At 39.9% G+C, this 12,860-nt stretch carries 11 protein-coding genes; 6 read left to right on the forward strand and 5 right to left on the reverse strand.

The window, feature by feature from the left end; all coding sequences use genetic code 11:
• Positions 1 to 39: 39 nt before the first annotated feature.
• The 4 genes from WH188_RS09500 to WH188_RS09515 all read right to left on the reverse strand — a co-directional run bounded on the left by WH188_RS09500 (position 40) and on the right by WH188_RS09515 (position 1,728).
• Entirely contained in the window at positions 40 to 336 is a 297-nt protein-coding gene (locus tag WH188_RS09500; RefSeq protein ID WP_132842028.1) for a hypothetical protein, read from the reverse strand.
• 10 nt (positions 337 to 346) lie between these two features.
• Positions 347 to 853 (reverse strand): MauE/DoxX family redox-associated membrane protein, encoded by a 507-nt coding sequence (locus WH188_RS09505; RefSeq protein ID WP_168127387.1) that lies wholly within the window; start codon positions 851 to 853, stop codon positions 347 to 349.
• A 332-nt stretch (positions 854 to 1,185) separates the two neighbouring features.
• Positions 1,186 to 1,443, reverse strand: a complete 258-nt coding sequence (locus WH188_RS09510; protein ID WP_168127388.1) for a hypothetical protein — start codon at positions 1,441 to 1,443, stop codon at positions 1,186 to 1,188.
• A gap of 147 nt (positions 1,444 to 1,590) precedes the next feature.
• Positions 1,591 to 1,728 (reverse strand): hypothetical protein, encoded by a 138-nt coding sequence (locus WH188_RS09515; RefSeq protein WP_168127389.1) that lies wholly within the window; start codon positions 1,726 to 1,728, stop codon positions 1,591 to 1,593.
• Positions 1,729 to 1,947: 219 nt separating this feature from the next.
• Here WH188_RS09515 and WH188_RS09520 point away from each other — a divergent pair, with 219 nt between their 5' ends.
• The 5 genes from WH188_RS09520 (at position 1,948) to WH188_RS09540 (ending at position 10,166) form a co-directional block, all read left to right on the forward strand.
• The gene (locus WH188_RS09520; RefSeq protein ID WP_168127390.1) at positions 1,948 to 2,271 is read left to right on the forward strand and encodes a hypothetical protein; all 324 of its coding nucleotides are present in this window, start codon (positions 1,948 to 1,950) and stop codon (positions 2,269 to 2,271) included.
• Entirely contained in the window at positions 2,258 to 2,422 is a 165-nt protein-coding gene (locus WH188_RS09525; protein WP_168127391.1) for a hypothetical protein, read from the forward strand. The genes WH188_RS09520 and WH188_RS09525 overlap by 14 nt, the downstream gene beginning before the upstream one ends.
• 356 nt (positions 2,423 to 2,778) lie before the next feature.
• Entirely contained in the window at positions 2,779 to 5,169 is a 2,391-nt protein-coding gene (locus tag WH188_RS09530; RefSeq protein WP_168127392.1) for a PDZ domain-containing protein, read from the forward strand.
• A gap of 292 nt (positions 5,170 to 5,461) precedes the next feature.
• A complete protein-coding gene (locus WH188_RS09535) occupies positions 5,462 to 8,584 on the forward strand; it encodes a SusC/RagA family TonB-linked outer membrane protein (protein ID WP_206368463.1) in 3,123 nt (1,040 codons plus the stop codon).
• Positions 8,585 to 8,636: 52 nt separating this feature from the next.
• A complete protein-coding gene (locus WH188_RS09540; protein ID WP_168127393.1) occupies positions 8,637 to 10,166 on the forward strand; it encodes a RagB/SusD family nutrient uptake outer membrane protein in 1,530 nt (509 codons plus the stop codon).
• 70 nt (positions 10,167 to 10,236) lie between these two features.
• On the opposite strand, the gene WH188_RS09545 is transcribed toward WH188_RS09540, so the two are convergent.
• Positions 10,237 to 11,136: an AraC family transcriptional regulator gene (locus tag WH188_RS09545; protein WP_168127394.1), complete on the reverse strand. Its 900-nt coding sequence runs from the start codon at positions 11,134 to 11,136 to the stop codon at positions 10,237 to 10,239.
• Positions 11,137 to 11,325: 189 nt separating this feature from the next.
• Here WH188_RS09545 and WH188_RS09550 point away from each other — a divergent pair, with 189 nt between their 5' ends.
• Positions 11,326 to 12,813 (forward strand): alpha-L-fucosidase, encoded by a 1,488-nt coding sequence (locus WH188_RS09550; RefSeq protein WP_168127395.1) that lies wholly within the window; start codon positions 11,326 to 11,328, stop codon positions 12,811 to 12,813.
• Positions 12,814 to 12,860 lie beyond the last annotated feature (47 nt).

Below are 12,860 nucleotides of genomic sequence, written 5' to 3' on the forward strand. Positions count from 1 at the left end.
TAGCACCTGAAATTTTTCAGGTGCTATTTTTTAATTTCATTATTCGTTTGTGCGGAATACTCCTTGATCAGCTTCCTGGAAATTAGCAGGATTTTTATACTGGTCATTCATTGGTCCTGGAGCACTACCAATTTTATGATATGAACATGTTGAACTTGCATCTAAGCACTCTCCTGCAGGATAATTTGAAGCAGGTTCCCAAGTTGTTCCATCTAATGTGACAAAATCACCAGCTGGTGGAGTTAATGATTTTGTAAATGATTGCGTCAATGCCGCACCGCCTAATACAGCTACTCCAAGTAGCACTTTTGTGAAATTTTTTAATGAGGTTTTCATACCTTTAGTTTTAATTGTTTATAATTTTTGTTTTTTTTAGGGCATAGATTCCGGCGATAAACCAGACCACATTAAAGATAATGTGCGTTTTCCAGCCCATGGATTCGATCACACCTCCGCAATTACAGAGCTTTTTTTCAACAAAGGCTACCATTAAAGTCAGGTAAAGTGTAAAAACACCCATCAGTAGGGTAGATACCCATAGAGCAGTACGCTTTATCTTGTATACCGGGACAATCAATAGTACAGCCAGCAGGATTTCCAAGGTGGGAATGCCCCAGCCGATCAGTTCAGCATATTTCGCTAAATAAGGGATTTTGCTGTTTCCCCGGATAAATTCAGCGATAATTTGCAGCTTCGCAATTCCTGCATAGAAATATAAGAAAGCATAGCCATAAATAATCAAAGCAGGTATGCGAGGCTTGATCCACCGTGCACTCCGACGGATTAAACTACCGTTTTTTGTGGATGTTGCCGGGTGTATCTTGTTGCCCTTGTGATTGATGATATGTTCCATTTGTTTGCGTTGTGAATGTTTCTTCTATCCATGCAACGGAATAGTCAACTGCCGTCAACTGATTTCCTGTTTGCGGGTCTCACCCGCATATGGGGAAGGGTGCAAATTTTTTCTTGTACTGTTTCATAATTTGTTATTTTAATTAGCAGATCGGAAAAAATGGTACGGATACAATTATTTTCGTGTTTTACAGGACGATTCATTATTTCATCCGATCTGCTATTACAAATTTCAGCAGCATTTTTTGTTATATTTTGGGAATTTGGACACTATGTTTTGGGTTTTTATGCCCAAATTATTGGGCATAAAAACCCAAATTATTGGGAAAAGGCCTATTCTCTTTCGCGTATAAGTCGACGAAGCAACTCTTCACTGATCCCCATATACTGGGCTAATTCTTTATGTTTGATATACTGGCGTATATCCGGATATTTGTCAAACACAAAGTCATATTTATCGGGATTGGGCAATGAAAGCAGTTTTGCCCGATAATCCAGATACTGTTGCTGTTTGTCCATAAGGCTGGCGTAGATCGGGAAAAGCTTTGGGTTTTTCGCGTTTATCGTATATAACTGTTTCCTTGTGATCATAAAGGTCCTGCAGTCACTTAGTGCAATAAACTGATAATTGTGCCTATGATTGGGTATCATCAGCGATTCGCCACTGAAGGCATACCGTACCGGACATGTCTTTTCATACTTTCCAAATATACCTTCTGCAATGAGGTAAAGTTCGTCTCAGTTGTTGGTCAGATACTCGCCCTTAACAAATCGGATCTCATCAAATGCGTCCGTCAATTCGGGTATGGCAGATACCCATTCTCCATGGATGTCTTTTAAAAAATTGGCTAAAATCTCTTCTTTGCTTTTCTTCATAATTAAGTATTGGCTGGTATTGAGCATAAAATAGACCCACAATTTATTAAACGATGTTTGCAAAATCAATTATTGGGAAATATAGGCTTAAGCAGAGACGAATTTTTTGAAAATAGTACCCTATTTCAGAGTGACTTGATTCTTATTTTCTTATAACCAACTTCTGCTTTTACTTCACTTTTCTTCGACTTGGCTTCGAGATTTCATCGGCGGCCATGCATGAAAACTCGAAGCGCACCCGATGCCGAGCCGATAAAATGGTGGAAAAGGTCAGGAATTAATTACCTGTTGATGTCTCATTTTTTAAGTGAATTTTACACTGATTTTCGCCTTAATTTTTGTTCAACTCGGCAAGGGGGCGGTCAAAAATCCGATGCTGTTCGGTCGAGTAAGGCACTGAATATTATTAAGTATATCGCACTGGGTCTTGGTGTGGTGGAAACTGTGCTGGATGATAAAAATAAAAAAGAAGAGGAGGAGTCACCACCATTGACGAATAGTTTGCCACAGAAAGAAAAGGAGGTGCGGGATGAAAGGCAATGATATCCGTATCGGTACTTTAGGAGGAACGCTCTGTTCGATATGGGCGAGCTTTTCGCTTGGTGATGTCATGCATACAGCTTTGATGGCTGTAGTCGGAACTGTCGTGAGTTATGGGACTAGCCGGTTCTTAGGGAGAATAAGGCGTAAATAGTGTAAATAAATAGGCTTATCTGTTGCGGGATAGGCCTATCTATTTTTTGCATATAACTGTAGGTTTACCATTGATTTCTGCGATGATAATTAGTGGCATATGCCTTTAAAGTCTGCTAGTGGCTGTAATGATTTAGGTGAAGTGCTAATTTAATATTGAGTTTTTTACAAAGTTTCCATCAAGTATGCTTTCCCGATTGGAGGGAAAAGGAGAGGGTTGTAAACTAAATAATTTTGCTTTGCGTAATTATTGTTAAATTAGTTCCGAAAACCTAAATAGCGATGCAGTTTTTAATTGCTGCATTATAAAAACTATAACTTATTATAAATAATCAATTTTAATAAATTTTTCATTTTATGAATTATGTTCTAACGTATTTTTCTCGAATATTGGTAATGCTGCTAATTAGTGTCGTTTGGAAGGGGAATACTGCTATTGCTCAGTCTGTTGTTACTACAAAAATCTATATTGCCAAGTCGGGTAAAGACAGTAATCCAGGAACTGTAGATAAGCCTTATGCAAGTCCTTCTGCGGCGATAGAAAGTGTTGCTAAATTGAAGAAAACTGGTTATAAAGGGACCGTTGAGGTGCTGATTAGCAAAGGTGAATATTATATTAACAAACCTCTTCTGGTTGGAGCTGAATTGTCTGGTACTGCAGATGCACCATTTACGATTAAAGCGATTGATGGCGAACGTGTTACTTGGAGCGGGGCTGTACCACTTAAGCTGTCCTGGACAAAAGGTGCTAACGGCGTCTGGAAAACTCAGGTGCCAAAAGGTATGAGTTTCCAAAGCCTATTTGCAGATGGAAAGCAGTTAATTCGTGCACGATATCCAAATTATGATCCAGCAATACTTCCGTTCAATGGGTATGCTGCTGATGCCATTAGTCCAGATCGTGTGAAGGGCTGGAAAAATCCTGTAGGTGCCTATGTACATGCGTTGCATATCGGCCGATGGGGTGGGTTTCATTACCGTGTTGTAGGTAAGGATAATAATGGGGAACTGAAACTGGAGGGAGGCGAACAGAATAATAGACCTAGCACTATGCACGATACCTATCGTTTTGTCGAGAATGTTTTTGAGGAATTGGATGTCGTTAATGAGTGGTATCTGGATGAAGGTTCAGGTACATTATATTATTATCCTGACTCAGGAGTAAATCCTAATAACCTGCAATTGGAAGCACCACAGTTGGAGAATATCTTAACCATTCAAGGGAGTTTATCGCAACACGTGCATGATGTACATGTATCAGGTATTCGTTTTGTCTACACGGCGCCTACTTTTATGAAGACTGCCGAGCCTTTACTGAGAAGTGATTGGACAATTTATCGGCAGGGAGCAGTTAAAATTGAAGGTGCTGAGCGCTGTGAGATCAAGGAATCGGAATTTGTAGACTTAGGCGGTAATGCCATCTTTGTCAGTAATTATAACCGGGATGTGAAGATTTCAAATAACTTGATTGAACGTATAGGCGCTGGCGCAATCAACTTTGTTGGAAATCCTGATGCGGTAAGATCGCCGTCTTTTCGTTATGAAAACTTTGTAGTGGAAAGCAAAATGGATACGATTCCTGGTCCTAAATCGGAGGATTATCCAATGAATTGTGAGGCTAGTGATAACTTGATTCGTAAAATAGGAACGATCGAAAAACAGGTTGCTGGAGTTCAGATCGCAATGGCCTCGTCTATCAAAGTACTGCACAATACCATATATGAAGTTCCTAGGTCGGGAATAAATGTAGGAGATGGAACGTGGGGTGGCCATGAAATTGCTTACAATGATGTATTTTATACCGTACTTGAAACAAGTGATCATGGTGCATTTAATTCTTGGGGAAGAGACCGGTTTTGGCACCCTGACCGCCAAGAGATGGATCGACTAGTAGCGATACATCCTAATTGGGTAACGTTAGATGCGGTGAAGACGACTCTTTTACATGACAACAGATTTCAGTGTGATCACGGTTGGGATATTGATCTGGATGATGGTTCGACGAACTACCAAATCTATAATAATATTTGTTTAAGCGGTGGCCTCAAACTTAGAGAAGGATTTTATCGAAAAGTATATAATAATGTGATGATCAATAATGGTTTTCATCCACATGTATGGTTTAAAAATAGCCATGATGTATTCAGAAATAACGTGGTTATGAGGTCTCATCAGGATATCCAAGTTAAATATTGGGGAGATACGGTTGATAATAATTATTACACAAGCAGTCAGGCATTGTTAAGCGATCAATCAAAAGGAATAGAAAGCAATGGAAAGGTGATCTTAGCAAAATATAAAGATGCGTCTACGGGTGACTTTAGGTTAGATGTTCCTAAACTTGATGGCTTTGAAAATTTTGACATGCTACATATGGGAGTTCGTAATCCTCGTCTTAAAGCATTAGCCGAAGGACCTCAAATTCCTCAGGTAGCAGAAACGAGAGCGGATACGAAGAAAGATGTATATATGTGGAAAGGAGCAACCCTCAAATCTATTGAAAGCTTAGGTGAGCAATCTGCAGCTGGCCTAGCGTCCATAGCTGGTGTATTGGTACTTAAGGTTGATGAAGGTAGTACAGCATATCAAAACGGATTGCGGATAGGGGATGTGATTATAGGGTGTCAAGATAAAAAGGTAGATCATCTAGCCGACCTTCAGCGAATTTTAAAACGAGATGAAGCAAAAGATTCATTTACTTTAATCGTTCATAGGAACCAAAATAAACAAACTATTGTGATCAAATAGTTGATCATTAAAAGCATGTTGTTGCTATTTCTACTGAATGTAAGCCACGTGCTGTTGATTGTGTTTTATGAAATAGATTAGATCTTCATACGGATAGAGAAAATCTTTAGATCTACAATAAAAGCCTCTCAGATAATTTTTGAGAGGCTTTTGTTATGGTAAGAATTTTATAATCCTTACTAAAAAAGATGTTAATAATGCATGCAAATCGGGTAATATAACGTGTATTTGGGATAGATTAGTTTAATAATTTTAGGGTAACAAACCAGTTACATTATAAACCAATTTATCTATGTATTTATTCAAACCTATAATTCCTGGTGCATATCGCATGCAGGTATTTCTAAAAAAGACTACCATACCTTTGGTAGTACCGTTCTTTTTAAGCACGCTGTATCTTCCTGTTCATGCTGCATATGCAACAACTTATCAACAGCAGGTCTCCATCACTGGAACGGTTAAAGATGCGCGGGGTACAGTTCTTCCTGGTGTCACTGTTCAGGTTAAGAGAACTAATCAAACGGTTAAAACTGATGAACAAGGGCGCTTTAGTATCAATGCTACCGCAAAAGATGTTTTGCATATTACCTCTGTTGGTTATGAGCCTCAGGATGTGGTGATCGGGGATGCAAAAACATACAGTATCACTTTGAAGGAAGGTAGTGAGCAGATCGACGAAGTTGTGGTTGTAGGATACGGTACCCAGAAAAAAGTCAACCTTTCCGGGTCTGTGGCGAGTGTATCGGGCAAGACCATTACTGAGCGTCCGGTTCCTAATGTCCAAAACCTATTGCAGGGACGCATCGCTGGACTTGATGTGGTACAACCTACCGGGGAGCCTGGCAGGGACAATGGGAGCATGCGGATAAGGGGGCTTGGGTCGAGCGGAGCGTCGCCCAACCCGCTCGTACTCATTGATGGAGTTGTTGGATCGATGTCCAACTTATCACCACAGGATATTGAAAATGTTACTGTTCTTAAAGATGCATCTTCCGCTTCTATATATGGAGCAAGAGCAGCTAATGGCGTTATTTTAGTTACCACAAAAAAAGGTAAGCTCGGAACCAGTAATATTGAATATACAGGAAACTGGGGGACCAGTGAAGCGACCAAATACCCAGATCTGATCACCAATTCGGTGACCTATATGGAGATGTACAATTCGGCAAGAGCCAGAAGCGGACAGCCAGCGGTATACACGCAGGCGCAGATCGATAGTTATAAAAATAATCCCAATAGCGCCGAATATCCAAACTTTGACTGGTTAGATCATGTGCTCGGAAAAGGTCCTATTCAGAACCACAATCTCAGTGTTAACGGTGGAAGTGAGAAGAGTACGCACAATATCTCTCTCAATTATCTGGATCAGAATAGTATTACCAAAGGATATCTTTATAAAAGATATAATGGTCTAACAGATTATACCAACCAGGTTCACAAAAGGATAAAAGTAGGTACTAATGTCAACTTTTCTTATCAGGATTTTAAAGCGCCCTGGTTGACCAACGATGACTTGTTATTATTGGCCTATGCGGCTGCACCGACGTTTTCACCCTATTTACCAGATGGTAGCGGTCGATCGGCTGGTCGCGATTATATGAGTACAGGCGGAACTAACCGTACGCCAGAGGAAGTGTACAATACAGGTGCACAGCTGACCAAAAATTACAATGTCAATGCGCAGGCGTTTGTGGATGTCGACCTTATGGAAGGATTGAAATGGTCTTCAAAGGCAGCGTTTACGTTTTATAATCAGGAATATAAACAGCGCCAGTTTGGTAGCCCTGCCTACGCCTTTCATCCCAACGATAAAGGCGAATATGAGCAGTCGGGAAATGGTAATCCAACTTTTAATGGGCTTAGACAATCGTCTGACCGTAATATTACCAAAACATTTTACTCTACGCTAAACTATGTAAAGACGATAGCTGAAGATCATAATATCAGTGTGCTTGGAGGATATGAACAGCAGGATAATAGAAGTACTACAATAGGAGGCGGACGCTATAGTTTTCCTAACAATGTTCTTATGGAACTGGACGGAAGTTCTCCTAAAGATCAAACCTTGAATGGTAGTTCTTTTGAATGGGCGCTCAAGTCTTTTTTTGGAAGGGCAAACTATGACTACAAAGGAAAGTACTTCTTGGAAGGTAATATTCGTCATGATGGAACCTCGCGGGTAGGACCAAAATATAGATGGGGAACATTTGGTGGAGGGTCTGCCGCCTGGCGCATCTCAGAAGAAGATTTTATTAAAAATAATGCAACTTGGCTGGATAATCTGAAACTGCGTGCATCTTATGGCGCCTTGGGAAATCAGGAAATAACAAGAGATGGGAATCTCGATTATTATCCTTACCAGAATATCCTTTCCAGTACAACCTATACATTCGCAGATCTAGAAGCTGGTGTTATGAAGAGGCGTCTTGTTGAGAATAATTTACGCTGGGAGAAAACAGCGATTACCGACATTGGTTTAGATGTTGATATTTACAAAGGGCTCTTTGGTGCAACCATTGACTGGTACAATAAAAATACGACGGATATCTTGGAAACAAGAACGGATGTTCCGGCTAGTATGGGTTTAATGCCTCCGATCATCAATGCAGGGGCTATGGTGAATAAAGGAATAGAAATTGAGCTGAGACATCAGAATCAGATAGGTGAATTCAATTACGGTGCTAATGTGATCTTCAACCGTTACCGCAATAAAGTGACTAATAGATTGGCCGAGACTTTAGGAACGATTGAAATTGGTCAACCTTATAATAATTTCTTCCTATACGATTGGATCGGCATCTTTCAGAGTCAGGCTGATATCGACAATTCACCGAAACAGCCAAATTCTGGTGCAGTTAAACCTGGTGACCTGAAGATGCGAGATGTGGACGGTAATGGAAGTATCGGTCCAGAAGATCGTATACGGATCAGTCGATTCCCGGATTACAGTTATTCTTTCAATGTCTATGCAGGTTGGAAAGGATTTAATCTAAGTGCATTCTTTCAGGGCGTACAAGGACAAAAGGTGCAGGTTAGCCAATGGGGTTACGATCCTTTTATGCAGGGGTCAGCACCACCGACGAGATTTTTGGATGCATGGACACCGACCAATCCGAGTAACACCGTTCCGGCAGTGTACCTGTCAGGTTATGCCGGCGTATCGGGATACCCGTCAACCTACTTCTTGCAAGATGCATCTTACTTACGGTTGAAAAATCTATACCTATCTTATACTTTTCCTGAGTCCATTACCAAACGTATAGCCGCTAAAGGAATTACGGTGTATGTATCGGGCGACAATTTGATCACCTGGACAAAATACGAAGGTAATGATCCGGAAAGATCGGGTTCTGGAAGATTTGCGCAATTTCCGCAGCTTAAGATGTATACAGCGGGAATCAAGATTAAATACTAATCTAGCCTCTTGAGATAATAAAAAAACGAATATTGATATAAAAATAGCAACAATGAAAGCAAAATATACCAGCATATCTTTGATCGCAGTTTTCGTGATCGGTATGCTTAGCTCTTGTAACAAAGACTTTCTGGATAAAGATCCGACTACAGCTATTGACGGAGGAGCCTTTTGGACTTCCGATACAGATGTGAAGTTGGCTGTAGCGGGCGTATATAGAAGATTGCAGTCTGGTTTTTATGGCCAGGGTAAATTATGGTTGGATACCTATTCGGATAATGCACTGGATCGCCATAGTTTTTATGGCTTTGGAGATTTGACCCAGGGTATCGTCAACTCGACTAACGTCACCGGTACTTTTTACAATACACCTTACGAAGGGATTGCGGGGTGTAATTTTTTCTTAGATAATATTGATAAGGCGCCAAGCAGCGATGCTCAAAAAGCAGTGTATAAGGCTGAGGTTAGATTTATCAGGGCGATGTTTTACTTCGACTTGGTACAGGCATTTGGCGGAGTGATCCTGTATGAGACTGAGCCAAAGACTGTGGATGAAAGTAAAATCGTCCAGAGTTCGAAAGAAGATGTGCTGAAGTTTATTCACAGTGAACTTGATTATGCCATCACCAATCTGCCCAATTTAGCATATACAGATGGCCATGCCGTAAAAGGGAGTGCGCAGGCCTTAAAAACCCGCGTGTATCTTTATCAGCAAAATTGGCCTTTGGCAGCAAGTACAGCGAATGATATCATTACTGGAGGTAAATTTCAGATCTATCAAGGTGGGTACCAGAATCTCTTTTTCACACCTACGCAAAAGGACAATCCAGAAATTATATTTTCGACGAAATATTCCGCACCCAACAATCCACAGGGTGGTGAGGGTTTATTGGTCGAAGTCGGCTGGTATGGCAGTATAGCACCTTACCAAAATCTGGTCGATGCTTATGAAATGTCCAATGGTAAAATGATCAATGAAATGGGTTCAGGTTATGTGGCATCAGATCCCTACAGCAATCGGGATCCGCGTTTAAAATTTACGATCAAAGTGCCGACTGAAGAATATATTAATCCGGATGGATCAGTATTTGAAGAGTCAGATCCGCTATTGACGACTTATGTTCAGAAAAAATATGTAGACCTGTCGATGTTGCCGTTCAACAGAACGAAGACACCACTGACAGATCAAAATATCATCCACACCCGTTACGCAGATGTTTTACTGATGTATGCCGAGGCCCAAAATGAAGTGAGCGGTCCTGATCAAAGCATCTACAAAGCGTTGAATGAAATTCGGGAAAGAAAAAGTGTAGGTATGCCGAAAGTAAATGAGGCCGTGTACAATACGAAAGACAAGTTACGTGATTTTATCTTGCATGAGAGACGGATCGAATTGGCCTTGGAAGGGCACCGTTATTACGATCTTAAACGTCGTAATCAAATGGAAAATGTACTTTCTAAAATTAAAAATCCGGGCGGGGTACAATTGAAATTCGGTGAGAAGAATAATGTTTTACCTTTTGCGCAGGATGAATTGGATAAAAATAAACAACTGAAACAAAATGATGATTACACGCCGTAATCCCTAAACCCTCATGTTCAATATGACCATGAAAAGCCCTCTGATACTTGTATCAGAGGGCTTATTAATGTTACAAGTTATGGCCCCTGACAGATGAGGACATATATTTACCACGATATTCCCGAGGTGTTAATCCTTTGAATTTTTTGAAAAACTTGTTGAAATTTGAAAGACTGTTAAAGCCACAGTCATATGCCAGATTATTTACCCGGTAATCTTCCTGTGTCAGTAGTTTGCAAGCATGTCCGACACGTACTTCATTGACAAATTCTACAAAGGTTTTTTGCGTTCTACTTTTGAAGTAACGGCAGAAAGATTGTTTGTTCATATAGATCATCTCCGATACGTCTTCTAGATGGATCTCTTTCGCAAAATTATTAAAAATATGTTTTAAAATAATGTCCATGCGATCATTGTCTTTTAGCTGATAGGTATTAGTATAACCTGCTCCGGTCAGTAAGTCGTATTCTTTAGTCTCACTTAGTATTTGCAATATTTTAGTTAATAGATTCAAACGGGCGAGCACCTCAACTTCATCTGCTAATTGGATCAATAGGGTTTTTATCTGCAATTTGGTTTTACCTCTAAAACGCATGCATCGTTTACTCAGCTGAAAAAAGTCAGCAAGTGTTTTGACGTTTCCGAATTGGGAAATAATCTTAAGAATCTTATCCGGATGAAAAAATAGGGTCACTGACTTAGCTTGATTTTCATTCTCAGAAGCGATAAAGTATTCTTTCCTATTGTGCCAGACATGGGGAATGTTAGAGCCTACCAAAATGAGATCATCTTGGCTAAAACTTTCAATGCTGTCACCGATCATTCTGGTGCCCTCACTTTTGACGACATAATTTATCTGACATTCTTCATGAAAATGAAATAGCGTTGAGAAATAAGGAGAATTGACGATTTTGGTGTCAAACACATCATTTTCTTTACCTTCTAATATTTTAGCTGGAACTGGTTTCATAATATCTAGCTACCTTTAATATGATCCCGAAGCAATGCTCTATTGCTGCTATATTAAAGTTTGGTTTTTTAATTATGCTAATATAGCGTATAAATTGGTGAATTGCCAATTGGTTTTTAATTTTTTAAGCCTTTAACTTAGTGATCATATAAACCAGAATAAAATCTTAAGTGTATAATTATTTTTAATATGGCATCAATAGGAAAAAAAAGACTTTACTCCAAGTTGAAGATTGGAAAGTTAGGACTTTTGTTAAGTACAATCTCGATGCTGTCGGGTAATGTTCAGGGACAAGAAAATAAGAGTTTGTATACTTTACAGTCAGATTTTGTCGATCTGAGATTTGGGGTTATGATGCATTTTAATATGGGAACATTTACCGATGAAGAATGGGCTTCCCCCAATCACGATCCTAAGAAATTTAATCCGACCGAGCTTGACTGCAATCAATGGGCTGATGCATGTAAATCTGCAGGTATGAAGTATGCTATTTTAACCACAAAACATCATGACGGATTTTGTCTATGGGACTCTAAGTATACGGATTATGATGTCGCAAGTAGTCCCTACAAAAAAGATGTTGTAAAAGAATATGTGGATGCATTTCGTAGTCGGGGTATAAAGCCTTGTTTATATTTTTCCATTTGGGACCGTCACAATGGTGTTGAAAACGGAGGGCTGAAAGAAGAGCAGTTAATACTGAATCAACTCACGGAGCTCTTAACAAATTATGGAGAGATCCCGCAAATTATCTTCGATGGATGGAATTGGAAAATGGGCCATACCCTTATTTCGTATCAACGCATCTATGATCATGTTAAAAAATTACAACCCAATTGCCTTATATCTGAACATAATGGCAACAGTAATTTTCAAACGGATTTGATTTATTATGAAGGACCAAAAGGGGTATTTCCTCCTGGAAATAATGTGTTTGCTTCGCAGATGGCTTTGACGATGACCAACGGCTGGTTTTGGCATGCAGATTCACCTAAGAATGTCAAAAGTCTGGACTATACGTTGGATAAGCTACAGCGTCTTGAACCGCTATATTGCAATTTCATGCTCAATATAGCGCCTAACCGTAAGGGTCTTTTTGATAAAGAGGTAGTCGATCGCTTGGTCGAAATTGGAAAAAGATGGAAACCAGATACCTCCCGTTTACCGCTACCGGCACAGCCCGAAACCGTGAATAGTTACATTTTACCTGTGGGTATTACCGCTACTGCTGGTAAAGCAGTTACCCAGCCAGCACCTCCAGCTAATGATGGCTCGCCGATCGCAGCGCTGCTGACCCAGACCACAGCGAACGTGATGATCGATGGATGCAGTGATGAGATTCCTGATAACGGCGGGTTTTCACCTTTTCAGACTTATTGGGAATTTGCACCTCATAAATCACGAGCCCTTGTCCTTGATCTGGGAACAGCCAAAGATATAAGGAAGCTGTATTATCTACCGGCACGCTGGTTAGGTTATAATGGGATAATAACTAAATATATGATCTCCACAAGTTTGGATGGTCAAAACTTTAAAAAGATAACGGAAGGGAAGTGGCAGAAAAACACCAATTTAAAGATATCGGATTTTGCTTCAGTAAAAACGCGTTACGTGAAATTTGAGATTGTAGAATCTGTGGGAGAAGCCATTGTCAGTGAAATTGGCGTTGGAAACTGATTATGATATAAGTTTTAGAAGAATTTAAATTAATTAAAATAATACAA

Origin of the sequence: Sphingobacterium sp. MYb388, assembly GCF_037479535.1 — a bacterium.
In the GTDB taxonomy this organism is placed as follows: Bacteria; Bacteroidota; Bacteroidia; order Sphingobacteriales; family Sphingobacteriaceae; genus Sphingobacterium; species Sphingobacterium anhuiense.

Bases quoted from the DNA above. Each gene is read 5' to 3' on its own strand.
- WH188_RS09545 (WP_168127394.1), bottom strand. From the start codon at position 11,136: ATGAAACCAGTTCCAGCTAAAATATTAGAAGGTAAAGAAAATGATGTG.
- WH188_RS09550 (WP_168127395.1), top strand. From the start codon at position 11,326: ATGGCATCAATAGGAAAAAAAAGACTTTACTCCAAGTTGAAGATTGGA.
- WH188_RS09515 (WP_168127389.1), bottom strand. From the start codon at position 1,728: ATGAAGAAAAGCAAAGAAGAGATTTTAGCCAATTTTTTAAAAGACATC.
- WH188_RS09535 (WP_206368463.1), top strand. From the start codon at position 5,462: ATGTATTTATTCAAACCTATAATTCCTGGTGCATATCGCATGCAGGTA.
- WH188_RS09520 (WP_168127390.1), top strand. From the start codon at position 1,948: ATGAAAACTCGAAGCGCACCCGATGCCGAGCCGATAAAATGGTGGAAA.
- WH188_RS09540 (WP_168127393.1), top strand. From the start codon at position 8,637: ATGAAAGCAAAATATACCAGCATATCTTTGATCGCAGTTTTCGTGATC.
- WH188_RS09505 (WP_168127387.1), bottom strand. From the start codon at position 853: ATGGAACATATCATCAATCACAAGGGCAACAAGATACACCCGGCAACA.
- WH188_RS09525 (WP_168127391.1), top strand. From the start codon at position 2,258: ATGAAAGGCAATGATATCCGTATCGGTACTTTAGGAGGAACGCTCTGT.
- WH188_RS09510 (WP_168127388.1), bottom strand. From the start codon at position 1,443: ATGATCACAAGGAAACAGTTATATACGATAAACGCGAAAAACCCAAAG.
- WH188_RS09500 (WP_132842028.1), bottom strand. From the start codon at position 336: ATGAAAACCTCATTAAAAAATTTCACAAAAGTGCTACTTGGAGTAGCT.
- WH188_RS09530 (WP_168127392.1), top strand. From the start codon at position 2,779: ATGAATTATGTTCTAACGTATTTTTCTCGAATATTGGTAATGCTGCTA.